Raw genomic sequence first — 23,645 nt, 5'->3', positions numbered from 1 at the left:
GGGTTAAGGACGTTTTCGAGTGCCGCGCGTTGCGCGGCACTCGAAAACGCTCATTTTGGCGTGCGCAAAGCGCACGCCAAAATGAGCACTTCAGCTTATCCCGAACTGAGGTTGAATAAGAGCCGGATTTTTTGTGGAAGGTGTGGCTAAACTGCACCCCTACAGAGAATTTTGGTTCTGATTCGGTATGAGATTCTCAGGAAAATGAATACAGCTCTAACAATAGTGGGTTTTACCGGGTCGAAGAAGAAAGGTACCCTGGGGGCAATTCTCCCGTGAAAGAAGGCTTGGATTTTTGTTGCGATCGCCCCCGCAATCCTGGACAGAGTTTAGGGTGTGGGACATGGGAGCGCGATCGCCCGGGCCTAGGTCGGTTCTAAAACTTGCTGTAGATCTGGATATATGGATCTGATTCTGTGCCACACGACCGCTGACTTTGACACCCTGGGGGCTGCTGTGGGCCTGTCCCGCCTGCGACCAGGGGCACGTATTGTGCTGACTGGGGGCTCCCATCCGGGAGTAAAAAACTTTTTGGCGCTGCACCGGGATGAATATCCCTTGATTGAGCGGCGGGCCGTGAATCCGGATCAGATTCATTCCATCACGGTGGTGGATACCCAGTGGGGTGAACGCCTGGGTGTCGCCGCTGAGTGGCTGCAACTGCCCGATGTGCCCATCACCCTCTATGATCACCACTTGGAAGAGCCAGGAGATATTGTTGCTGCCGAGTCTTGCGTAGATACGGTGGGAGCCACGACCACGCTTGTGGTGGAGGAATTGCGTCAGGCTGAGCTAACGATCACACCGATTGAAGCAACCGTCATGGCTCTGGGGATCCATGTAGACACGGGCTCCCTGACCTATGACCACACAACGGTTCGGGATGCAGCTGCTCTGACCTGGTTGATGGAACAAGGCGCAAACCTGCGAGCCATCGCTGAGTACGTAGAACCGGGATTGCCGCTGGATATGCAGGACATCCTCAGCACTGTGCTGGAGGATCTGCAAAGTGAAACGATTCACGGCTTTACCCTGTCTTATGTCATGTTGTCGTTGTCGGAGTTCGTCCCTGGTCTATCGAGCTTGGCCAGCTATGTTGCGAACCTGACAGAGAGCGATGTGCTGCTGTTGGGCGCGCGATATGGGCGAATGGAGAATGGTGAGGAACGGATGACGGTAATCGGGCGATCGCGCGGTTCTGCCCTGAACCCTGACATCAACCTTCACGACCTGTTCAGCCCTCTGGGAGGCGGAGGGCATCCAAGAGCGGCCTCGCTGACCTTGCGCACGGTTAATCCTGGCGAAATCTTGAGCCAACTGATCAAAGGCGTACGGGAGCAGGTTCCCCACCCCCCGACGGCACGTGAATTGATGTCGTCTCCGGTGCGCACAATTCGTCCCGACACCACTATTGAAGAAGCTCAGCGGATTTTGCTACGTTACGGGCACTCAGGTCTGTCTGTGGTGGATGCCCACGGTGAGTTGTTGGGAATTATTTCCCGGCGGGATCTGGATATTGCTCTGCATCATGGTTTTAGCCATGCGCCTGTCAAAGGCTACATGACCAGTAATCTGAAGACGATTACCCCCGACACGACGCTGCCCGAGATTGAGTCTCTGATGGTGACCTATGACATTGGACGATTTCCAGTATTAGAGCAGGGGGAACTGGTTGGGATTGTGACCCGCACGGATGTGCTGCGGCAGTTGCATCAGGAACTCTCCGATCGAGAGCCGGGGAATTGGACGAGTGCCCCAGCAGATTGCCCTATGCCAGTGGTGATGTGGGGGATGGTGCGCGATCGCCTCAACCCAAATCTCTGGATGGTGTTGATGAAGGCAGCCCAACTGGCCGAGCAGCGAGGCTGGCAGCTGTATCTGGTGGGTGGTTCCGTCCGCGACTTGCTGTTGATGGATCAAGAACGCATCAACGCTAGTCAACCCCTACTCTTCGACGACATTGATCTGGTCGTGGATGGGTTCCATCGTTCTGCCGATCAGGCTGCAGGCGTGGAATTGGCTCGGGCACTTCAAGAGTTTTACCCCAATGCAAAACTTCAGGTGCACGGGAAATTTCAGACGGCTGCCCTGCTTTGGCATCAAGACCCCGAGCTAGATTCCCTGTGGGTAGACATTGCCACAGCCCGCACAGAATTTTACCCTTACCCAGCCGCTAACCCGGAAGTGGAAGCCAGCTCAATTCGTCAGGATTTGTACCGTCGCGACTTCACCATCAATGCTTTAGCAGTCAGGCTAACGACTCCCCGACGAGGCGAATTGCTGGATTATTTTGGTGGGGTGCTCGATCTACGGGAACGGCGCATTCGGGTGCTTCATGCCAACAGCTTTATTGAAGATCCAACCCGGATTTATCGGGCTGTGCGCTTCGCCGTGCGGCTGGGCTTTTCTCTGGAGCCTCAGACAGAGAGCTATATTCACCATGCGATCGCCAGCGGTATCTATCGGCGCATTCAGGCTGAAATGGAGCATACCCCTGCCCTGCAAACCCGGCTCAAACGGGAACTGAAGCTGGTGCTGGAGGCTCCTTACTGGCGGGCTGCTTTGCGATCTTTAGCGGATTTAGACGCATTGCGTTGCCTGCATGACAGTCTTCAAATGACCCCTGATCTGTGGCGACAACTGCGACGGGCTGAGCGCTGGCTCAAACGGTTTGCCAGCCCTGAATTTCCAGACCCAGAAATTGCTGAACACTGGCAGGTATTACTCGAAATTCTCATTGCTGCTCTGGAGTCGGCTGATCGGGCTATGGTCGCTGAAGGACTGCAACTTCCTACTGATAGTATTGAACGTCTGCGCAGCTTAGCTGACACAGAAGCTACGATTACCCAGGCTTTGCCGGAGTGCGATCGCCCCAGCCAAATCTTCCATACGCTCAGCCCCTACGACGCCCATTCATTAGTGTTGGTGGCAGCCCGAAGCAGCCGTAGCATCCGGCAAACCCTCTGGCACTATCTGGTCGAGTGGCTACCGATGAAGCCTCTTTTGGATGGTAATGACTTGAAGCGTATGGGATATAAGCCCGGAAAGGACTTCAAAACCATTCTCGATACTGTGCGAGAGGCGGCTTTAGATGGGGCGATCGCCACTACAGATGAGGCTGAGGTATTGGTGCGATCGCGTTTTCCTCAAGAAAAGTGAGGCAAGGACCTGATGTTGAGAAAAAAGGCATGTGATTGGAGGTTATGGAAGGGGCGCTTCGTGTTTCCTCCACGACACCCAATCACATGCCTAGAACATCGCTGGGCAAGATAGATGGAATCTTCAGAGCTTACGTATTCTTGTTGTGTGTAGTGTGCGAAACACATACAACAAGAATGAACTAAACATGATGAGTTTGTGTGAGTCCTACTATCTATAACGTTTCTAAAGTTCTGAGTCTTATTTCCTCAACCCTTACTCTGATCTAGGTTTACTGAAGCCCCTGCTTTTGTATGAGCTTTGTCCATGTAAAAAGACTTTAGAAAACCTGATTGAATCAATAACGTTCTAATGTAGAGCGCATCTTCATATTAAAAGATATGAGAGCCAAAATGATTGTTTTGAAAGGCTGCATCCTACTCAACTTGTCAAAACAATTTATCCTAACTAGTAGGCTGCGGCCTAAGTTTGCAACCTATGTTTTTGTGTAGGGTGCGAAGCACCCTACACAAAAACATAGGTGATGGATTTCCGCCTCAGCGTACATAGGTCTATTTAGATCTATATTCAGTAGGGTTGTGCGAATGTTTCTATTGTTTTGATAGAAAAGCTTCATAAACCCTGTGGATGAAGCGCTCTGATCGGAAGAGAAAGGAAAAGATTTTGCTGCCAAAACTCCTTATGAAAGGAGTAGATTTATGGGTTCCCTAAAACACAATTTTTATAACCTTGGAGTGTACAAGATTCAATTTTTCCAGAGCTTTATGGGATGAAATGCTGAATAGCATTTTGAGGCAAAGCATCTAGCGGATAAGCTCGCTTTCTTAACAGTTTTTTACCTCTGATTATAAGTTTTCTAGAGCCTAACCCTATAGTTTTATAGCTTCATATCAATAAGTAAGCATTTGGAAAACAGACTGATCCATCTATTGAGCGATGAAGAATTAAAGGCTTTTTTGAAGAATGGGAGTTGTTGATGCCAAGAGGTAGAAGAACATTATGGCTCTCTACAGACTTAAAGAATATTATCCCAACTACAGTGAATCTACTGGGGATAACAGGCTGGATAAAATCGATTCCTTCTCTGTTTACACTGAACCCGGTCAAGAGAAAGTTGGGTCAGTTAAAGATTTGTTAGTCGATGAGTCCGGTCGTTTTCGATATGTTGTAGTTGACACTGGTCCTTGGATCTTCGGCAAAACTGTTTTGCTGCCCATTGGTCTTGCCAATTTTGATTACAACAATGAGCGTATTTACGTTAATGGTTTGTCTAAAGAACAGGTAGAAAACCTGCCTGAATACAAAGACTACAAGAGCATTGACGAAAAATACGAAACCAATGTTCGGAACCAGTACCAGCCGATAGCATCTCAGCGTTCCAGTCGGCAGTTTATCAGCCGTCAAGACATGCCCATGCAGCCTCTAGAGGATCAATCTGCTACTCTGGGCAGCTCCAGTACTGCAATGCAAGGGCTGGAACAGCAGCGTAATACAAACGTGAATGCTGGCGCTAACGTAAATGCCGGTGCTAACGTAAATGCTAAGGCATACGATTACGATCGTGAACCTGGCTTCTATGGTCTGAGCGAAGAAGACAACCATGGTCCGCTGCGGTTGTACGAAGAGCGCTTGATCACCCACCGCAATCGGTTTAAGGCTGGGGAAGTTAGCCTCGGTAAGCACGTTGAAACCAAAGCCGTGCAAACTGATGTTCCTGTTGAGCGGGAGCGCGTTGTAATTGAGCGCCGTGACGTGGGCTCTCAACCCGTTGCTGCTGCTGATGTAGACTTCCGTGATCAGGAAATTGCTCGCGTTGACGTATACGGTGAAGAAGTCAACGTTGAAAAGCAAGCTGTCGTACGGGAAGAAGTATCGCTCCGTAAGGAAAAAGAGCAGGATACCGTTCACGTACAGGATCAGGTTCGCCGCGAAGAACTGGATGTGGATACCCACGGTAATCCCGATATCCTGCGCCAGTAGGATGCTGACTCTTAAGGGTTTGATTACTAACCCTTAAGAAAGTAAATTTTCTGAGGGGGTTAACCCCCTCAGAAAATAACAAGATTTGAAGCATTTTTTCATGCATCTCATGCATGGAGGTTGTTTACGTTCCAGGGCTTTTCAAATCTCATTTAGATAAGTCGTTGGAGAAGACAATTTTCATGCATAACTTACATGAAGAATTGGTTTCCTCCCAGTTAAAGAATATGCAACTTCTCTAGATTAAAACCGTTTCTGTTTACTGAATTTGGCGTTTTTCGTCGCGTTCAATAGGTGGAAATGTGTAAGTTCTAAATTGTTTTTAGATGGGCGATCGCAGCTACAAGGAGGAACTATGCAAGCGAAGGATGGCCGCTTAAATTCAAGATCGGATTTGACAGGGAACCTGGTCTATGACCGCAATGGTTATCTCGTGGGTGAAGTTGTTGGTGTTAACGAGACAACCGCGGATCAGTTTTCTCTTATCGTAGATCCTCCTCATACAGACCCGGGGCGAGGCCAAATTTCTATTGATGGCAGCCTACTATCCCAGGTTGATTCTGCAACACGGGAAGTCCGTACCAACTTTGATTACAATGAGCTGGTTTCACCCAGGGAACAATGTTTTCAGTTGCTTGAGGAACAGCTAGTTGTCAACCGGAAACGAGTAAAGCTGGGGGAAGTAGTCATTCGTAAGGTGATTGAAACCCAGATGGTTGAGATTCCGGTGCAGCGTGAAAAACTGGTAGTGCAAAAGATAGGGGAGAACCAGTCACTGTTTGAGTTGCCCTTGGGTGAAACAAACCTGCATGGTCAAGAATCAGCGCTTCAACGGCAATCCTCGGTCGATCCTTATATAGCTCGAGGCCAGTTGCAAACCATACAGGATGCAGTGCGGTGCCTCACGGTGCTGGCTCGCAGTGCCAGTGCAGGCTGTCGCCGAATTCGGGCTACTTTGTTCTTAAAGCCTATCGATCGCCCATCTGGTGAAACCGTTCATCTGGAGTTTGAAACCCCCGGAACAGCCGCCAGTATTCTGGGGGCGATCGCTCCTCAAAGTGTTCAAGATGATCAGCCTGTGACGTTAGACTTGGTGTTAGAAGACGAGACTGCTCAGAGCCGCTACCAACGATGGTTTGACGAGTACTCGCGCGTCATCACCCGTTAATTCTACGCTCTCTTAAAAAAGTTGCTGCTCATGACCCAATACGTCATGAGCAGCAACTTTTTTGTATAACTACTTCTCCGTTCTAAAATCCTTGTTTCTATAACGCATGTAAGTACATTCAGTACAAAAGGAATGGGGTGTAGAAACACGCTACCCCCTAACCCTTCTGTACTGAATCAATTCACACAGTCCTGGGCTATGAAACGTATACAGAATGCGGGATTCTATAGCCTCATGCTGTTTGAACTGGGAGGTTTAGTTTTAAAGGGACTCACGAAGCGGCTCTTTTCAAAACTAAACTCTAGTGGTGTAGGAGAGAGGAGTGTAGGATGAAGCCCCAGCCCCTCTCTCGTACCTCATTAGATCCGGAAGGGGGCGTAAGATAGCGTCTCGATATTCTTTTGGATAGAGTTAATCGTGTATGGAAAAACTGCCACAAAATTAACTTTATTCAAAAGCCTTCGGATGGTAATAAACACCCTTTGTATGGATTTAGGACTGTGGGTTGACTGTCTACTGTACCGAGCTGTTCCATCACAAACACGGTAGGATTAATGGGAATTTTAGGATTGGATATGGGCTTATGCTGTTAACCGCAGGCACCTTTCTCCAAGAGGGACGCTATTGGGTTGAGGGCATCCTAGAGCAGGATGAAACGGGGATCAGCTATCGTGCCCAGCACCGTAACCTGGATATCTCTGTTGTCATTCAAACTATAGCGCCAGCCCTAGGCGATCGCCCTGATGCTGCCCAAATCTTGCAGTCCTTTATGGTTGAGGTACGCCGCCAGAGCCTTGCCCCTTCTGACGGTCCATTTCGTGTTTTAGATTGCTTCATGGAATTCGGCCAGCCCTTCGTCGTGCTGGACATGGTCGCTGATGCAAAACCTCCCAGTGTTGCCCTAACGTGGCTTCCAGATCTAAAGGAAACTCCTATTCAGGAAACTCCTATTCAGGAAACTCCTATTCAAGATCACCCTGTAACTGAGGCTGCTACAGCTCCACCTAAACAACCGCAGCTGGTGACTATACCTCCCGTTCTGGAAACACCTTTAGGCGTTCCTACTAATGGCAACGCCTCCTCAAAGACTCAGAAGGATAGTGTGACAACAGTGACTCAGGTTGTATCTCCGACTTCTACTAAAAATGGCAGTAAACTGTCCACTACTCGTGTGGTTGTATCTACTCCACTGCGGCGATCGCCCTCCTGGTTGCCGATTTCTCTGGGGCTTACTGCTCTAATTGGAGGCTGTGCCGGAGCTGTCTTTGGTTGGCAGCTTCGGCAGGGCAAATCGCTATCTGAAGTCGTTCCGGTTGTCGGGCCTAAAGTTGATGTCGATCAGTCATTCCCGCCGATTGATGGATGGCCTGCTTCTAAAGCCTCTGATATTCCCGGCTCAGGAACGGATTTGGATAAGGTATTGCAGCAACGTACCACTACCAATCGGCAAGAACGACGACGTCGTGCTGTAGAAGAGCCACCTATCGAACCCCGCCGGATTGATTATGGGTCAGGTACTGCTGTCCGATCTGAGCCTCTTCCAGAACCCGACTATAGCTATAGTTCTTTAGATGAACCTGCACCTGTCAGGAATGCTCGGGAAGAAGCACCAGTGGTCGTCTCTGAGCCTGCTGCCGTTTCTGATCCAGAACCTATCCAGGATGAAGGAAGCGCTAATTCTTCTGCAGCGGTCGTTGAGACTGAACCTGCTCCAATAACGAAACCCATGTCTCCACCCGTCGATATCCCGGCTCCACCTCCTGAAACGGCAGCTCCTCGCTCGTTCCGTACAAACCCCCGCCCTTCAGTTGTAGCGCCCAGTGTTGATAACGCTCCTGCTGAGCCTGAGGCTCCCCAACAACCATAATTTTCGAGTCCCCTCGAGTCATGGGACCAGAGCTTAGTACGCTGAGGCGTAAATGGATCACCTATTTTTTGTGTGGGGTGCGAAGCACCCCACACAAAAAATAGGTGACGAACTTAGGCTGTGGCCTACTAGTCCGGGATGATGGATGCTCTGTATACCTTTGGGCTTTAGCCTTGATTAGGATTTGTAGGCTGAGGAGCTAACGCAGCTCACCCAGAGTTGCCTCAATGTTCATTTTGCTTCAAGTCATCGAAGTGCACTGAACTATAGAAAATTCAGCCGCTCGAGGAACTGTCATATAAATTCTGTGGTATCGATTTTGGCTCGTTAGGATTCAACTATTAAGGAGTGTCCCAGTATACGGACGGAGTGGTGAGGTCATGAAATGGAAGCAGCTTCTATCGAAGAAATGGGTTAGTGTTCCGGCATCTTTAGCCATGATGTTAACCTTGGCGGGTGCCGTTTATGCTCAGGTGCAGACTCCCATCAACTCTACAGTGGTCGTGCGGGGCAACTCAGGTGGCTCCCAATCAAGTTCCTGTGGTTTCATTCCCGGTGCTCCCGTACAGACCGTACGTGTGTCCGAACAATTTGCTGCCTTACGTTTTGAGGTGCAGAGCCAAAATACCAGTACTCTGCTGATTACTGGTCCTGGTGGTCGTAGCCAATGTGCCCGAGCTAGTGATTTTTCCGGTGGCGCCATTGAAGTGACAGGTGTGTGGGAGCAGGGTACCTACTCCTTGTTCGTTGGTGAGCGTAATCAGGGTGTTCGTAATCCGTTTACCCTCTCCGTCTTGCCTGAATAGTGTTGACTGGCTTATAGTCGTGGCCTTTTTGTTGGGCCATAAGAAGGGCTGGTGCGAACACCAGCCCTTCTTCTATGGTTATAGATTGCTGCGATCGCCCGATGGGTTAGGACATCAGAAGTTATTGAAAGCAATGCCTTCAATAACCTCAGTTCGGGTTAAGGGCTTTTTCGAGTGCCGCGCGCTTCGCGCGGCACTCGAAAAAAACATTATTGCGTGCGCGTCGCGCACGCAATAATGGGCGGTTCGGCTTCTCCCGAACTGACGTTCAATAACTTCTAAAGTCCTAACCTATCGGGCTAAGGCTATACAGCGCTTTGCGCTTGAATTAGTCACGGTTGTTTTTGTGGGAGCCGCGCTCCCACAAAAACAACCGGATTTTAAGCGTTTGAAAAGCGCCGTAAATAGCGAACTCTTATTTTTATCGTTGCTTGACTACGACAAAAATAAGAGTTCTGAGCTGATGCTTTAGACAAGCGCAAGATGTGAACACACGTATAAAAGGAGAGAATGGGGCTTGGTTTTCATGCCCTCCTTTTATTTAAGCTTTATGGCTACAGCGATCGCGGCTATGATTAGCAACCGCACCACACCTAGGTTTCAATATAAGCAGGTTAACCGCTATGGCTTGAAATCTTAGGTTCCATCCTGATGAGGCAGCTGCTGTCAGTCTAATGGGTTGTGAAAATGCCAGGGGAAATAACGGGGCTATGATGTCTTTACCTTAGCGAACAGCCTCAACGGCTCCAGCTTCATCGGGGGCTTCAAATTTGTAGCCGACGCCGCGCACCGTCTGGATCAAGGCTGGCTGGCTTGTGTCAATCTCAATCTTTTTACGGATCTGGCCGATGTGAACATCTACAACACGCTGGTCTCCTACGTATTCATAATCCCAAACTTTCTGAATCAATTCGGCCCGCCGCCATACTCTTCCGGGGTGGCTCGCCAGGAAGTAAAGCAGATCAAACTCCAGTGCCGTCAAGACAACGGGGTCTTCCTTCAACATCACCTCGCGACGTACCGGATCTATGGATAGATCGTTAAACCGCAAACATTGCTGTTCTGCGGCCGTAACGGGACGTTGTCGCTTCAGGATAGCTTGAACGCGCACTTCCAATTCCCCTAAACTGAAGGGCTTGGTGAGATAGTCGTCAGCTCCCTGGGAGAACCCCCGGATTTTGTCGGCCTCATCAGCCCGACTTGTGAGCATAAGAACAAATACCCCAGTGCGGTTTTGCATCTCCTGACACAGGTTGTATCCTGTGGCATCAGGTAGATTGACGTCCAAAATGACCAGATCGGGGTTGAACTGGTCAAAGCTTGCCATGGCAGCCTTCCCATCCTCTGCTGACTCTACCTGATATTCATGGCGGGTGAGGAAGCGGTGGATCAGAGTACGGATGGCGGGGTCGTCATCAACTACGAGGATTTTGGCTGTAGCCATAGTTAAGACTTACCTCAATCAGAAACGAGCAGATTCTCTAATTCAGCCAACACACATTCTAGCTTTGCTGCAAAATCACGATTGATTTCGCTCGATCTCGACAACAGGGTGCACCCTTAAGTTTTGCTAGGCATTAAATCAATTATCTTCACAATAAATCCCATTGCAAATAGTCTTAGCCTCATAAATTACGTAAACCATCTTGCATTTGCCAGAAATCTTTAGGGGATCTTATTTTGCGAAACCCGTTGGGACGGTTACACTAAAGGCTAGTCGGTTTTGATGAAATATTTCCTGCGATCGCAGAAATTTTCTGGCTTGCGTATCTCGGTATAAATCATAAGGACGTTGCTCCAGAGTAGGGCGGGGGTTCTTTTGGAGGCGGCACATGAGCGATCTAAGTCACTATGAACAACTAGGGGTTGAGGAAGGAGCTTCCTTTGAGGCTATTCAGGAAGCCCGGAATCAACTATTGCAGGAGCATGCGGGCGATCGCCGCCGGATCGAGGCTATTGAATCAGCCTACGATTCGATCCTGATGGATCGGCTGCGTCTCCGACAGGAAGGCAAGATTAAAGTACCTGATCGAATTCGTTTCCCTGAGCGGGCGGCAGAACCACCCCCAGATTTTGTGCCGAAGCCGGCGACAACCTCGCCCAATTGGTTGCAACGTATGATTGACACACCCAGCCGTAACGACATCTTGTTACCAGGTGGATTGCTTCTGGCGGCAGCATTCATCAGTTTAGCATCGCCCGCTGGGGCTCTTGCATTAGGCACAGGGCTTTGCTTCTACTTCCTGAACCGTAAAGAGAATAAGTTCGCGCGGGCTTTTCTGTTAACCCTGGTAGGGCTAACAGTGGGTATTACGGTTGGCTTGTGGATTGCGGGTCTGTTTTCAGCGCAATTGTTGGGCCTTGGGCTTACACAAGATACCTTTGCAGCGATCGTGACTTTTGTGCTGCTCTGGCTCATCTCAAGCTTCCTGCGCTAACGACACTTGTAAATAGAGGTAAAAGGGGACTGGTGTATCAGGCCCCTTTTACCTCTATTAGGTTCTGCTTTAAAACTCCCTCAAAGCCCATTCGCTCGTACGAGCGAATGGGCTTTGAGGGAGTTTTAAAGCATACTTGGCAAGCTTGATATTATGCCGATACCTGGCCCAGGCCCATGTTCTCCAAAATAATGTCCAGAGCTTCTACCAGGTTGCTGGCAATCCAGTCGGGCTCGTAATCAAGTAACTTCTGGCGATCGCGAATCCCTGAGAGTACGCCAATTACCGGAATCCCCGCGCTCTTGGCGGCTGCAATATCTGCTTCCGTATCTCCAACCATCCACGTTGGCGCTGGGGGAAGCTCTGCTTGAGCTTTTTGCATCAGTAAGGGCTTATCTTTCACGTCGACAGTTTTAACGTAGGTATCGCTCAGGCAAAACCGCCGCTCGGGTTTGAAAAAGCGGCCCAGATTACACCGCTCAAACGCCTCATCCAACTCTCGCACCCGACGCATAGTCATCACGGTTAGTTCAAATCCTAGCCTCTGTGCGCGCTCTAGCGTTTCAACAGCTCCAGGAACCGGCATATCGTAGCGTAGGTAGGGGATTGTGTGTACTGTTTCCTTCCGCAGTTTGGCGAAGGCTTTGGCCTGTTCCCGCTCTAAGCCAGAGAAGACCCCAATCTCGACTTCGGGAACTTGTGATCGCTTTAACCGCCAAAAATCTTTCTTACTTAAAGTTTGTACGGCCTGATCGGGTTGCCGAGTTGCTGCTAGACAATACTGGTAGACCCGATAGTAACGTTCAGAGACGTCCATGATAGGGCCATCAAAATCTGTAATAAGTCTTATCATTTGGCGATTGCAAAGGAATGCTTTTATAAACTTTTATAACACATTGACTTTTAATTTTGACTGTAAAATAAGCATTAATGCTCAATAATGAGACTTCTTGCAGGAAGTTCATCCTGAGGTAAGAATAGGCTTTATGGTGGTTCTTCTTTGGGCTGAGAGGTGGCTTTATAGGGTTACGCCATCTAGCAGGAACAGGTAGTGAAATAGGCATCTTGTCCGCCCAAAAGACACAAGATATGTATCTCATAAGAGAACTGAATGAGCCTAAGCCTCAAAGCATGTGAGAGCGGCAGGTATACCTGCCGCTCTCACATGCTTTGAGGCTTAGAGGTTAGTGAAGTGTGTTGTTTGAAATTAGTGAACAGTTGGTAGTGTTGTGGCGAGGAAGACAATGACCGTGGCGATCGCCAACAGCACATGAATCACAACCCCTACCAAGTTGCCAACCAAAATACCAACGGCTGCTTTCATTGCCAGCATCAAGTCACGTCGATAAAGAAACTCACCGACCATAGCTCCTAATAACGGGCCAATCAGGAGCCCCAACAGTGGGCCACCGACGGGTAAAGCAGGGAGTAAACCCAGGACTCCTAAAACTAGCCCTACCATCGAACCAATGACACCCCAGCGGCTCGCTCCCGCCTTTTTGGCACCCCAATAGGTCGCCAGAAAGTCTAAGCCGGTCGTGAAGACTAGAGCAACGATCGCAACGGTAAGGGGAATCCATAGGCCCGAGAAACCCGCTGTAAAACCCCAAATTGCGATCGCAATTGCAATCAACCCCAGGCCTGGAATTCCAGGCACCACGGCCCCGATAATTCCAACCAGCATGACTAATATGAGAATCCAATACAGCGCTATCATGGCGTCCCTTCTACGAAGCAGCGGGGTTTGTACCTACTCTTCGCATTATCTCGTGCAGAACCGTAATTGGGATGTGTCAGGAGTCAGGGTTCAGCGCTGACTTCTTTTGGGTTTAATGACAGGTGCGATCGCAATGAGTTATCCAACTTATCGGCAATACCCTCAATCCAAATCTCATCCTGCCGGGTGTAACTGCGTGGGGCATTGGCTCCCAGAATGAGAATGCCGCGATCGCCTAAGGGCTGACAAATGATCCCCTGAGTATTCTCAGGCAAATAGTCGAATTCAATTTTGCCGGGATAGAGTTGCAACTTCACCAGATAAATAGGTTTCTGTGTCTTTAAAGCCCGTTGTACTATCGCCCCAGGTTGAGTGAGCGATTTCGGCCCCAGAATGCCACGACGTAACAGAATACGATTGTCGTACCAGACAAGGAGCGATCGCGTTGCTGTATTTGTCAATAACAAGTGGGAAGCCCATGCCAATTCAGTCCGCACATCATCGGGTAATGCTTCATCCAGCTCAAAGCCTTCGGTACCCGTCAGAACAACAGCGTCAGGCGATCGCGGCTGAATTCGCTGCCACAGCAACCCCGTCAGAATCAGCAACGCACTCAAAATCACACCCAGCGCATCCGAGCGAGACTGTGACCCTGTTAAATCTGCTGTCATTAAACGGTTAACCAGGAGCAACGTACCTGCCAGGATGCCGACAACAATGGGCATCTGGCGCAAAACTCGATTGGGATCAGCACTGGCCATAGGAGAAAGGAACGCAGCGGGCAGGGGGAATATGAAAGGCGAGAACATGACGGTAGAGAGTCCCGTCATCGCAAATCTTAAACACGAGGTTGAGGAGATGGGAGTAAAGGAAGGGCTACTCCGCCTTCTCCTGCTCCCTCTCCATTACTAGTCTAAAGTCCCTCTAACCCCTTTTTCCAATGGCCCTTCTTGCTCCCCGACTGCCTCGCTCCATCTCCGTTCCCGATTTCCCAAAAATCTCAAACCTTTTGTGTACCATAGCGATGGAGCGAATCCTCTGAGGGAGATAGACCCCGTGTTCGACTTGCTAGCCATTGGCTTTTTAACGACATTACTGAATACCAAAAGCGAGGGTTTCACAGGAATGCGTGCGGTGGATTGGTCTCCCTGGTCTGAGAGCCGCTGGGTGCTGCCCGGACCGGAACCTGTCGATGCGCCCGATACAATCGCGATCGCTGCTCGCAATTACCATCTGCAAGCGCTAGCCGCAATGGGAATGCCTGCTGCTAATCAAGGCATCTGGATTCAATCTGGCAATGAGATTCTGGCTAGCCACCGGGGAACAGTACCAATTCCTGCTGCATCCCTCACGAAGATTGCGACTACTCTGGCTGCCTTCAGCACGTGGGGGCCAGACCACCAGTTTGATACGTTAGTCGGAATTCAAGGCTCTTTGCAACCGGGTGGAATCTTGCAGGGTAATTTGGTGGTCAAGGGAGGAGGCGATCCCCTGTTTGTGTGGGAGGAGGCGATCGCCCTCGCCAATGCCCTTCAACAAAGGGGAATTCGCCAAGTGACGGGCAATTTGATCATCACAGGTGATTTTGCCATGAATTTCCAGGGTGATCCCCAGCGATCGGGTGAACTGCTGCGGCAAAGTTTTAATACTGACTTATGGACGTCAGAAATTTCTGAGCAGTTTGCCAAAATGCCCACGGGTACACCACGGCCCCGCCTCTCGATTACCGGAAATATTCAAGTTGCGCCTGAAGCTGAGGCGACGCCTTTCTTGCGCCATCGATCCCTATCCTTGACTCAAATCCTTAAGGCCATGAACATCTATAGCAATAACTTTATTGCGGATGATATGGCACGGAAATTGGGCGGTGGGCCAGCCGTCGCTCAACTGGCTGCGACTGCCGCCAACATTCCCGTCGCTGAGGTGCAATTGATCAACGGTTCAGGCTTAGGAGAAGAAAACCGCATTTCACCCCGTGGGGTAACAGCGATGCTGATTGCATTGCAGGAGCAGTTGCGATCCCATGAACTGACGGTGGCCGATTTCCTCCCCGTGGTAGGACGAGAGCGAGGTACGATTGGTCGTCGTCAACTGACTCCGGGCTCAGCCGTAAAGACGGGGACACTGGATCGAGTCAGTTCCCTGGCGGGGGTCGTGCCAACGCGTGATCGCTCTCTCGTCTGGTTCACCTTGATCGACATTGGTGCCGGGGATTTGGCGATCTTGCATCAACAGCAAGATCGCGTGTTGCAAACTCTATCGGGACAGTGGGGAATTCCTGATACCCTCCCAGCAGAGATTCGGCCGAGCGATCGCCTCCCCAGCTACCAGGCAGAATTAGGCAATCCTGCCCGTAATGAAGCACCTTAAAATCACAAATAAAACACTTTTTGTGAGGGTGTTTTCGGGTGCCGCACAACGTGCGGCGCTCGAAAACACCCATTTTGGCAGGCGCTTCGCGCCCGCCAAAATGGGCACTGAGATTAGTTTATTGGGGAATAAACTCTGACACGACTCGTCCACCACTCATCACAATGGTCTGATTCTCAAGACGGCCAACAGCCTGTGGGCCATTTGCAACCATCGGCGGGTTCGTCTGCCGCAAATTTACATTGCCATTAGCCCGAAACACTCGAGTATTAAGGTTCCAGTTTAGAGTGTCGGACTTTAAGGAGGACTGATCGCGCTGAGCCAGAGCTTGCACATTGCCTGCTAAATCTACCAGGCGCGTGTTCAAATTCATGACACCCCGATTGGCTCTTAACGCAATCTGTTGTTGTGGTTGCAGCACAGTCAAAGGCACCTCTGACCGCAACAGCCCTTGTGCTGCTTCCCAAAATAGTTCGTTGCTGGTGACTTGCATGAGAGGATCTGACGTAGCAATCTGGGCATTTTGCCGCAGGGTTACCAGCTGAGTTTTCAGGTTGACCTCGGCTTTCTGTCCAGTCGCGATGTCGGTGACGCGGTTTTGAATGAGGCGGCGAATTTGGGTGGGGCGATCGCTACTGACTCGTTCCTCCTTCATAAACCAGGTCAACGCATCTGTACGAACTGCCAGAACCGGATTTTGGGCCGTCACGGCAAGCACCTGGCCCTTCAACTCCATCCGCTGCTCCCGGTCATAGAGCCGTCCTTCCTGTGCAGTTATTTGTATTTGAGGATGGTTACCTCGAACATTATTGCGAATGGTTAGAATTCCTTCTTGAGGTCGCCACTCTGCTTCTTCACCTCGTAAAACAGCCTTCGTGCGGAGATCGGTGGCTTCCACTTGGCCCTTCAAAAGAATTTTTTCGCCATCCTCAAACACCTGTCCTGTTTGAGATCTCACTCGATAAATGGCTTTGCCATCCTGAAACAGTTGCCCATTGGGCACACGGACGATTGCATACTGCTTGCTCTCGTTGTACGCGGCCTGTCGAGCGAAAACCTGCCATACAACTTGACCTTTCTCGTCAGCTTGCTCCAAGGTGATGTTGTTGAAGCTAAGGCTATTGTCGATCTGTTCAATGGCTGAGCTATCTTCTGCCAACCGATCAGAGCCTCGACTACTGGATCGACAAGCAGGAAGTGTCATCAGGCTCAGGAGAAACAAAGCCAAGATTCCCGGTCGAACGCAATGGTGCCACGGTTGAAATCTAGATCGCATTACATCCCCAGTAAACGAGAACACTCCCTCTTACCCGCTATCGAAGTGAGCGACAGGAGCCATGGGCACTACCTAGCTTAGACGAAAGCCAGACCAATTAGTTCTGCTGGATGTGAGTGCAGTTTAATATGGAGATGCGCCTAATGTTCAATGCCCGCCTGGGCGAGCCGTTGAACATTAAGCGCAATAATTTTAAGAAGAGATTATGTTCAGTTTCATTGCGGTAAAAGAGGAGTATGGGGGCTGCCCCCCACTCCTCTTTTGTCGCAATGAAACTGAACACAGCCATAACTCATGGAGTCTCAGGATCTTCTACCGTGATCCCCGACAGGGGTCGATAGGTATAGCTCTGTCGTGGAGTCTTCATGATGTCTTCCTTGATGTTTTCCAGGTCAATGTAGCGATCCGCAACATTGATGAGGCTGTCACTTGTCATAGAGCGTAAGCTGACAACCTCGACCCGAACACCACGGTAGCTGACGGCGTCAACAGCATAAGCCAGGTCTCCATCCCCGCTTACTAAAACAGCCGTATCGTACGCCCCCACCAGAGCCATCATATCGACGGCAATTTCTACATCCAGATTGGCTTTCTTCGAACCATCCGGCAACTGCACCAGGTCTTTGGAAATGACCCGATACCCGTTGCGTCGCATCCAGAGTAAAAAGCCTTGTTGCTTTTCATTGGTACGATCGACCCCTGTATAGAAGAAGGACCGTAGTAATCGAGAACCAGCGGTTAAGCGGCAGAGCAGTTTGGTGTAATCAATTTCGATCCCCAGTTGCAATGCTGCATAGAACAAATTCGATCCATCGATAAAGATGGCGACACGCCCTCGGTTCTCTAAAACCTGCTCGGGCGTGAACACCGCGTCACTATCTATGTGATTGAACATTATTATCCTCGTTTGTTATGAAGTAAGGAATTATTGTCTCCATCGTCGCATGGGCAAAACAGTGTTTGGAGTGGGATTTAGGAGACGAAACAATGGCAAAAGCTCAGGCTGGAAGCTCTAAGCGCTGAAAAACAGGTTCAGGATCTCGTAAGGGTTGACTCCCGGCCAAAACTCCCCAGTTTGCATGATGTTGCAAGGATGCTAAGGAATCTGAAGAACCGTTAAAATCAACGTCGTAACCTAGTTGTTGGTAGATACGGGTACTTAAATTCGGAACGATTGGGGAGAGCAAGTAAGCGGCTAGTCGGACAGTTTCCAGCACGCTATACAAAACTGTCGCAGCCTTTTCAGTTTGGCCCTGTTTGTAGAGAGACCAGGGAGCCTGTTCGTCAACATACTTATTGCCCGCTCGCACCATGGCAAGAATCGGTTCGCAGGCTTGACTAAAAGCCAACTGACCATAGTGGCGGTGGACATCTGCCACAAGACTGATACCTAGAGATTTTAGCCCATCATTTGCAGCGATCGCCTCTCCCTCAACCGGAGGAACAGCGCGATCGCAATACTTATGGGCCAATTTCAACGTTCGGTTCAGCAAGTTCCCCAGATCATTTGCCAGATCAGCATTCAAGATATTGATGAACCGGGTCTCGTTAAAGTCACCATCTCGCCCCAGCTCAATCTCTTTCATGAAGTAATACCGTACGGCATCAGAACCATAACGTTTCACCAAATCAATGGGGTCGATTGTATTTCCGAGGCTCTTCCCCATCTTTTGCCCGTCCTTTGTGAGGAATCCGTGGCCGAAGACGCGATTGGGTACAGACACACCTGCCGACATCAGCATGGCAGGCCAGTACACGGCATGAAAGCGCAGAATATCTTTGCCAATCAAGTGGGTATTAATCGGCCACCACCGTGCCAACGCATTCTCTAACGTTGGCTCGTCGTCAGGCTCTAGCAGGGCTGTCACATAGCCCAGCAACGCGTCAAACCAAACATAAAGTGTATGTTTCGGATCGGTTGGTAACGGAATACCCCAATTCAAGTTCACCCGCGAAATGGAAAAATCTTGCAGCCCCTGTCCGACAAAGCTCAAGACTTCGTTGCGGCGAATCTCGGGCTGAATGAAATCAGGCCGCTCCCGGTACAGGGTTTCTAATTTCTCTTGGTAAGCCGACAGCTTGAAAAAGTAGTTGGCTTCATCTCGCCACTCGGCTTCCCGATTGGTGTGAATTGCGCAGCGGTGGCCTTCGATTAAGTCACGCTCTTCCTTGTACTCTTCACAGGCGACACAATACCAACCCTGCTGTTGGCCCAGGTAGATATCACCCCGTTCCCAACACCGCTGGAAAAATTCCTTGACGATGGCCTCATGTCGTGAGCTGGTAGTACGAATAAAGCGATCCAAGCGAATATCAAGGATTTTCCAAAGGGATTCAAACCCTTCCACAATCAGATCACAGTGCTCTTGGGGCGATCGCCCCTTCTCTTCCGCTGTACGCTGAATCTTCTGCCCGTGTTCATCTGTCCCTGTAATCATCAGGGTTGGGCGTCCTTGAAGTCGTTGATAGCGTGCCGCAACATCGGCAGCGATAGTCGTGTACGCGCTGCCAATATGGGGTACGTCATTGACGTAGTACAGGGGCGTCGTAATGGCGAAGGGAGTGGATGCAGAGATATTTTCTAAAGAAGGATTCATGGAGCACTCGATAGGCGTGCAATCCGCCAAAAGGGCGATCGCTGTGCAAAATGGGCTCAATTATTTTACTAATCTAACTGCATTGCAGAAATTCATGACAGCAAAGTCACGGAGTGTGTTCTAGAACGCTCTCCGTGCGTTTACGGTGCTTCTCAGTCTAAACATGAAGAAAAGCCTGATTATTGCGTAATACAAGGGGTTTACAATGCTTCAACTGAAAACCCCACAGCCAAAAGACTGCGGGGTTTGAAAAGAAGAATGTAACGAAGCCGTTACACTCGATGATTGGGATTTGGGCTTGCCAGACCTACGCTGGATAAATCCGAAGGCGGCGGTTGGGCTCTTCCCCAAAGCTGGACGACTTAAGTCGGTAGTGTTCAACCAACTCATGCTGCATTTTCCGCACCTTGGCCGAGCGCGGCAGCAATTCTACCGGTTGTCCTTTCGGAATTACAATCTGCTCAACGGCCAGACGCGCTTCTTCCAACGCTTCTAGCTCATCCTCATCTCCAGTTCGCGAAAACAGGTTCAGGTTCAGGGCATCGCTCTCTTCCTCTTCATCCATCCGCAACATGCGCTGAAGCCCACGAATGATTTGGGGTACCGTGTTGGCTTTGATGGTGTAGATGGAGAGCTGCCGAGTTTTAGCCAGGTGACGCAATTTGGAGTGGTTTTTGATGTGCGATCGCAATGCCAACACCACATCCGCTTCATCCAGATCCTTTGTCACCACCACAGGCAAATTCATTGTCTGAATCACCTGCTCCAACTGGTATCGGCTTACTGCGTAAGGATACACATGCAGTGGCAACTCCTCTCCATTCGGCCCGGTGGTCGGAATCTGACCGAACGCACTATCGGGGTTGAACATCACAGTGTTGTCCTGCATGGATTCATCCAGCAGCATCTCAAAGTCCGAGTGAACCGGACTCAATGGTACACGTTCTGTACGCTCTGTCCGACTCTCCCAGCGGGACTCCCCATCCAACCGAGGCTGGGATGTTAAAGGAGCCGGAGTCATTTGTCCTGAAGACCGCCAACCGCTCGGTCCTGGCCTCGACGGTTCTGGTCGCCCGGTTAATGCCCCAGAACCTAATGGCAAACTACGAATCCGATTGCGATCCGTCTCTGGATTCTCCTGAGTAATGCGAACCTCACCTGAATCCATCACGGTCCGTACTTGGAATCCAGGTTGCCGTCCCCGCAGCAGCATATCGATGGTGACTGAGACATCCTCATGCACGACCCAGCTCTGCCGTTCTAGCATTTCGATTGCAATATCGAACGTAGGTGGGGCCTTTCTCTCCAGCACGCTCTTCTGGCTGCCCCGACGGCGTGCTTCCTCGTCACCTAGCGTCACGGACTGAATACCCCCCACTAAATCCGAGAGGGTTGGGTTCTTCATCAGGTTTTCGATGCGGTTTCCGTGAGCAGTACCTACCAGTTGCACACCTCGTTCGGCGATCGTGCGGGCGGCCTGTGCCTCCAACTCGGTTCCAATCTCGTCAATAATGATGACCTCTGGCATATGGTTTTCCACGGCCTCAATCATCACCTGATGCTGCAACTCGGGTCGCGCCACCTGCATCCGTCGGGCCCGACCGATCGCTGGGTGAGGAATATCTCCATCCCCCGCAATCTCATTGGAGGTGTCAATAATAACGACTCGCTTGCCCAGCTCGTCGGCCAGAATTCGAGCGATTTCCCGTAGAGCCGTCGTTTTCCCAACCCCCGGACGGCCCAGCATTAAGATCGATTTTCCAGTCTCCACCAGGTCGCGGATCATCCCGATGGTGCCAAATACTGCGCGCCCGACCCGGCAGGTCAGGCCGATAATATCTCCGCTGCGGTTCCGCATCGCGCTAATTCGATGCAGGGTACGCTCAATACCCGCCCGATTATCGCCACTAAAGAGCCCGACTTTGTCAACGCTAAATTGCAAATCCTCCCGCGTGATCGGCACCTCAGACAAATACTCGCTTTTGTCGGGGAACCGAGCTTCGGGAAGCCGTCCTAAATCCATGACCACTTCCACTAAAATGCTGCGCTGCGGATGCTCGTCGAGACGCTGACGAATCGGCTCTGGCAGAATCGCTAATAATTTGTCGAGATCGTCAGTAATCTGCAGTGGCTGAACAGCCATTTCAGCTGCTTGTACTTCGCTGGAAGACTTGGATTGATCGGGCTGATGAACTAACGGACGAGGTTGAAACGTCATGAGTAATTCAGCTAATGGATGTCCACGGTAGAGTGCGGTGAAACCCCTGACGGCAGGGAACCGGGCCACGGGGTAACGGTCAGATCAATCAGGCCCAGTCCGGATAACGTGGGCGGCAGGATTGTAGCAATCATGGCTCTGATGAGACGTAGAAGGAAGAGGAGAAACCTCTTTCAGTGGCCTCACAAGGGATGAGGCCAGTTGTATTGCTTGCTGAAGCAGCTCGGGAAAGGCCTCAAGCTGCTGAGATGGAAATTCAGGGTTGGAGACCTTCACCGTTGTACTCCCAACAACAGCAGCCTCAATTAAAGATTCGTGGTTCTTGGATGACAGAGAGGAGTGCTGGCTTCCTTCGCTAGCCACACTGTTTGATGCTAACGAAATAGAAGCAGACTGTGGGACAGCCTTGGCTCGCTCTTCAAGTTGCTCCAATACCGGGGTCAGTAATACTCGCGCTGCACTACCGTAGGCAACCCCGCTAATCGTGTCACGTGGTTGATAGAACTGGTCTGTGTGCGTCTGGTGTTGTGCTTCTGGCACCCGTCTGGCTCGCAGCAACCCTAATTCCTTTAGTTTCGGAACTGTGTAGAGGTTTGTCCCTCCCGCCAATTGCACATATCCGGGTAGGCCTATGGCTAGAACTTTTTGACCCAATTTGATGGCGGCATGGGTAACTCCTTTTCCAATATCACCGCTCATCGGTCTACCGTCCGTCTGCCAAATTATCGGGCAGCCCGACGGTGAGATTAATGTGTGAATAGCCCATAGATAATCAACAAGCCCCCCACCGTCAGGACAACTGACGGCGATCGCCCGCAATCCCTGACTGAATGGTTCGATCGCCCGCCATAACCGCTCAAAATCTTCCAACCGCCCTACCTGCGTGTGAATCTCCACCGCATCAACCAGCGGCAACACCTGGGCCGCTATGGTATCTGGCGAAGACACGTAGGAATGTGCTCCAATGTGCTGAACTGGGCATATGGGTAAGCACCGACCGCAGCCGTAACAGCGCTCATTCAAAACCCCCTGAAACCCATCTGCCTGCCCCTCAAATACGATTGCGTGAGCAGGACAAATTGTTTCACAAGGACGATTGCAATCCGACGGGCAAAAAGCTGGGTCAAAGGCTGCTTTTCGAAAATGGGGATCCTCCCCATCATTCAAACTCACCATAAGCCAAGGGGAGCCCTGAACCCAGGGCTCCACGCCTAACTTCTGTTTCCAGGCACGCGCCACCTGTAATCCTTCTCGGGCTGCCGCCACCACTGCTGGGTCAGCGGCAACATCCACACAATCTGCACCTACCAGCGCATAAGCCAGCGCAAGATTCCGCACATCCGGAAGAGATTGAAAGCTAGCACCGCAGATCAGCTTAAACCAATGCCCTTCATCTAGGGATCGGAGGGGGTGAATAGAATCAGATACCCTGGCGTCGAGTAGACTCACTCCGTTACGGAATTAATTAGCTGGGTGGGATCGTAATCTACCGCTAGTGTACCGCATTCCTCCCTAATCCGGCGTGGGATCAGGTCAGGCAGCAGCAAGTAGAGTTTTCAGTGGCTTCCAACTCACTTGGCGATCGCCCCCCATCTCCACAATCACCTTAATCCGGGAATCGGTAGTAGGCAGCGAAGTCAAAAACTCCAACTCTTGCTGAGATAAGATGTTACCCTCGAGCAGCCACAATACCAGCCCTTTCGATTTTGCCGGTAGAGTATCTATGTGATAAGTCGCAATGGGCGGAACATAGTAGCGATAACCCACAGCACCTTCCCGCTCCAAATTCTTCTTACCCAGATGGGGCGGACGTACACCGTGTACTTGCAATAAATACGAGGCTAAATCTCCTAATCCACGAGATGATAGCGTCTCAACCTTATAACCTGCGGCCCGAACCCGACGCTGGTAGCGGCCTTCATAGCCACCCTCCAGAGGAACATAGACTCCCAGAGCCCCGTTCTGTTCTAAGTCTCGGATAAACGTTTTTCCCGTCACAATCAGAGCCATAGCGATCTCCCGAGTAAGCTGCGTCCTTAATACCTGGGC

General features: G+C 50.6%; 17 protein-coding genes. 7 read left to right on the top strand and 10 right to left on the bottom strand.

Going from position 1 to position 23,645, the window contains the following annotated elements; all coding sequences use genetic code 11:
• Nucleotides 1–402 precede the first annotated feature (402 nt).
• From NDI52_RS13870 to NDI52_RS13850, 5 genes are all read left to right on the top strand, one after another.
• Nucleotides 403–3,159 (top strand): CBS domain-containing protein, encoded by a 2,757-nt coding sequence (locus NDI52_RS13870; RefSeq protein WP_190770970.1) that lies wholly within the window; start codon nucleotides 403–405, stop codon nucleotides 3,157–3,159.
• Between the two features lie 999 nt (nucleotides 3,160–4,158).
• The gene (locus NDI52_RS13865) at nucleotides 4,159–5,139 is read left to right on the top strand and encodes a DUF2382 domain-containing protein (RefSeq protein WP_190770971.1); all 981 of its coding nucleotides are present in this window, start codon (nucleotides 4,159–4,161) and stop codon (nucleotides 5,137–5,139) included.
• 355 nt (nucleotides 5,140–5,494) lie between these two features.
• Nucleotides 5,495–6,307, top strand: a complete 813-nt coding sequence (locus NDI52_RS13860; RefSeq protein WP_190770972.1) for a DUF2382 domain-containing protein — start codon at nucleotides 5,495–5,497, stop codon at nucleotides 6,305–6,307.
• A 583-nt stretch (nucleotides 6,308–6,890) separates the two neighbouring features.
• Nucleotides 6,891–8,174, top strand: a complete 1,284-nt coding sequence (locus NDI52_RS13855) for a hypothetical protein (RefSeq protein WP_190770973.1) — start codon at nucleotides 6,891–6,893, stop codon at nucleotides 8,172–8,174.
• A gap of 380 nt (nucleotides 8,175–8,554) precedes the next feature.
• Nucleotides 8,555–8,980, top strand: a complete 426-nt coding sequence (locus NDI52_RS13850) for a hypothetical protein (protein ID WP_190770974.1) — start codon at nucleotides 8,555–8,557, stop codon at nucleotides 8,978–8,980.
• Between the two features lie 724 nt (nucleotides 8,981–9,704).
• Here the strand turns inward: NDI52_RS13850 and NDI52_RS13845 are convergent.
• Nucleotides 9,705–10,424 (bottom strand): response regulator transcription factor, encoded by a 720-nt coding sequence (locus tag NDI52_RS13845; RefSeq protein ID WP_190770975.1) that lies wholly within the window; start codon nucleotides 10,422–10,424, stop codon nucleotides 9,705–9,707.
• A gap of 388 nt (nucleotides 10,425–10,812) precedes the next feature.
• On the opposite strand from NDI52_RS13845, the gene NDI52_RS13840 reads away from it, so the two are divergent.
• Nucleotides 10,813–11,418, top strand: coding sequence for a CPP1-like family protein (locus NDI52_RS13840; protein WP_190770976.1), 606 nt, complete (start codon nucleotides 10,813–10,815; stop codon nucleotides 11,416–11,418).
• 151 nt (nucleotides 11,419–11,569) lie between these two features.
• Here NDI52_RS13840 and NDI52_RS13835 read toward each other — a convergent pair whose 3' ends face one another.
• The 3 genes from NDI52_RS13835 to NDI52_RS13825 form a co-directional block, all read right to left on the bottom strand.
• Nucleotides 11,570–12,271, bottom strand: a complete 702-nt coding sequence (locus NDI52_RS13835; protein ID WP_190770977.1) for an HAD family hydrolase — start codon at nucleotides 12,269–12,271, stop codon at nucleotides 11,570–11,572.
• Between the two features lie 354 nt (nucleotides 12,272–12,625).
• Nucleotides 12,626–13,135: a DUF456 family protein gene (locus tag NDI52_RS13830; protein WP_190770978.1), complete on the bottom strand. Its 510-nt coding sequence runs from the start codon at nucleotides 13,133–13,135 to the stop codon at nucleotides 12,626–12,628.
• An 83-nt stretch (nucleotides 13,136–13,218) separates the two neighbouring features.
• Complete coding sequence (locus NDI52_RS13825; protein WP_190771038.1) at nucleotides 13,219–13,896, bottom strand: cofactor assembly of complex C subunit B; 678 nt, start codon at nucleotides 13,894–13,896, stop codon at nucleotides 13,219–13,221.
• A 295-nt stretch (nucleotides 13,897–14,191) separates the two neighbouring features.
• Between NDI52_RS13825 and NDI52_RS13820 the strand changes: the two genes are divergently transcribed.
• Nucleotides 14,192–15,505 (top strand): D-alanyl-D-alanine carboxypeptidase, encoded by a 1,314-nt coding sequence (locus tag NDI52_RS13820; protein ID WP_190770979.1) that lies wholly within the window; start codon nucleotides 14,192–14,194, stop codon nucleotides 15,503–15,505.
• Between the two features lie 118 nt (nucleotides 15,506–15,623).
• Here NDI52_RS13820 and lptC read toward each other — a convergent pair whose 3' ends face one another.
• The 6 genes from lptC to NDI52_RS13790 all read right to left on the bottom strand — a co-directional run bounded on the left by lptC (nucleotide 15,624) and on the right by NDI52_RS13790 (nucleotide 23,606).
• On the bottom strand, nucleotides 15,624–16,781 hold the full coding sequence (lptC, locus tag NDI52_RS13815; protein WP_277874834.1) for an LPS export ABC transporter periplasmic protein LptC: 1,158 nt from the start codon (nucleotides 16,779–16,781) through the stop codon (nucleotides 15,624–15,626).
• 292 nt (nucleotides 16,782–17,073) lie between these two features.
• Nucleotides 17,074–17,676 (bottom strand): NYN domain-containing protein, encoded by a 603-nt coding sequence (locus tag NDI52_RS13810; RefSeq protein WP_190770981.1) that lies wholly within the window; start codon nucleotides 17,674–17,676, stop codon nucleotides 17,074–17,076.
• A 103-nt stretch (nucleotides 17,677–17,779) separates the two neighbouring features.
• On the bottom strand, nucleotides 17,780–19,378 hold the full coding sequence (gene metG, locus NDI52_RS13805; RefSeq protein ID WP_190770982.1) for a methionine--tRNA ligase: 1,599 nt from the start codon (nucleotides 19,376–19,378) through the stop codon (nucleotides 17,780–17,782).
• 307 nt (nucleotides 19,379–19,685) lie between these two features.
• A complete protein-coding gene (locus NDI52_RS13800) occupies nucleotides 19,686–21,521 on the bottom strand; it encodes a R3H domain-containing nucleic acid-binding protein (protein ID WP_190771039.1) in 1,836 nt (611 codons plus the stop codon).
• Nucleotides 21,522–21,680: 159 nt separating this feature from the next.
• The gene (locus NDI52_RS13795) at nucleotides 21,681–23,045 is read right to left on the bottom strand and encodes a circadian clock protein LdpA (RefSeq protein ID WP_190770983.1); all 1,365 of its coding nucleotides are present in this window, start codon (nucleotides 23,043–23,045) and stop codon (nucleotides 21,681–21,683) included.
• 84 nt (nucleotides 23,046–23,129) lie between these two features.
• The gene (locus tag NDI52_RS13790; RefSeq protein WP_190770984.1) at nucleotides 23,130–23,606 is read right to left on the bottom strand and encodes an NAD(P)H-quinone oxidoreductase subunit N; all 477 of its coding nucleotides are present in this window, start codon (nucleotides 23,604–23,606) and stop codon (nucleotides 23,130–23,132) included.
• Between the last annotated feature and the right edge of the window lie 39 nt (nucleotides 23,607–23,645).

It is taken from the genome of Leptolyngbya sp. PL-A3, assembly GCF_039962325.1.
Taxonomy (GTDB): domain Bacteria; phylum Cyanobacteriota; class Cyanobacteriia; order Elainellales; family Elainellaceae; genus Vacuolonema.
This window is presented reverse-complemented; position numbering and strand designations above follow the sequence as displayed.

Excerpts from the sequence above, each read along its gene's own strand:
- lptC (WP_277874834.1), bottom strand. The coding sequence starts at position 16,781 with ATGCGATCTAGATTTCAACCGTGGCACCATTGCGTTCGACCGGGAATC.
- NDI52_RS13850 (WP_190770974.1), top strand. The coding sequence starts at position 8,555 with ATGAAATGGAAGCAGCTTCTATCGAAGAAATGGGTTAGTGTTCCGGCA.
- NDI52_RS13870 (WP_190770970.1), top strand. The coding sequence starts at position 403 with ATGGATCTGATTCTGTGCCACACGACCGCTGACTTTGACACCCTGGGG.
- NDI52_RS13825 (WP_190771038.1), bottom strand. The coding sequence starts at position 13,896 with ATGGCCAGTGCTGATCCCAATCGAGTTTTGCGCCAGATGCCCATTGTT.
- NDI52_RS13845 (WP_190770975.1), bottom strand. The coding sequence starts at position 10,424 with ATGGCTACAGCCAAAATCCTCGTAGTTGATGACGACCCCGCCATCCGT.
- NDI52_RS13840 (WP_190770976.1), top strand. The coding sequence starts at position 10,813 with ATGAGCGATCTAAGTCACTATGAACAACTAGGGGTTGAGGAAGGAGCT.
- NDI52_RS13800 (WP_190771039.1), bottom strand. The coding sequence starts at position 21,521 with ATGGCTGTTCAGCCACTGCAGATTACTGACGATCTCGACAAATTATTA.
- NDI52_RS13810 (WP_190770981.1), bottom strand. The coding sequence starts at position 17,676 with ATGTTCAATCACATAGATAGTGACGCGGTGTTCACGCCCGAGCAGGTT.
- NDI52_RS13790 (WP_190770984.1), bottom strand. The coding sequence starts at position 23,606 with ATGGCTCTGATTGTGACGGGAAAAACGTTTATCCGAGACTTAGAACAG.
- metG (WP_190770982.1), bottom strand. The coding sequence starts at position 19,378 with ATGAATCCTTCTTTAGAAAATATCTCTGCATCCACTCCCTTCGCCATT.
- NDI52_RS13865 (WP_190770971.1), top strand. The coding sequence starts at position 4,159 with ATGGCTCTCTACAGACTTAAAGAATATTATCCCAACTACAGTGAATCT.
- NDI52_RS13830 (WP_190770978.1), bottom strand. The coding sequence starts at position 13,135 with ATGATAGCGCTGTATTGGATTCTCATATTAGTCATGCTGGTTGGAATT.
- NDI52_RS13835 (WP_190770977.1), bottom strand. The coding sequence starts at position 12,271 with ATGATAAGACTTATTACAGATTTTGATGGCCCTATCATGGACGTCTCT.
- NDI52_RS13860 (WP_190770972.1), top strand. The coding sequence starts at position 5,495 with ATGCAAGCGAAGGATGGCCGCTTAAATTCAAGATCGGATTTGACAGGG.
- NDI52_RS13855 (WP_190770973.1), top strand. The coding sequence starts at position 6,891 with ATGCTGTTAACCGCAGGCACCTTTCTCCAAGAGGGACGCTATTGGGTT.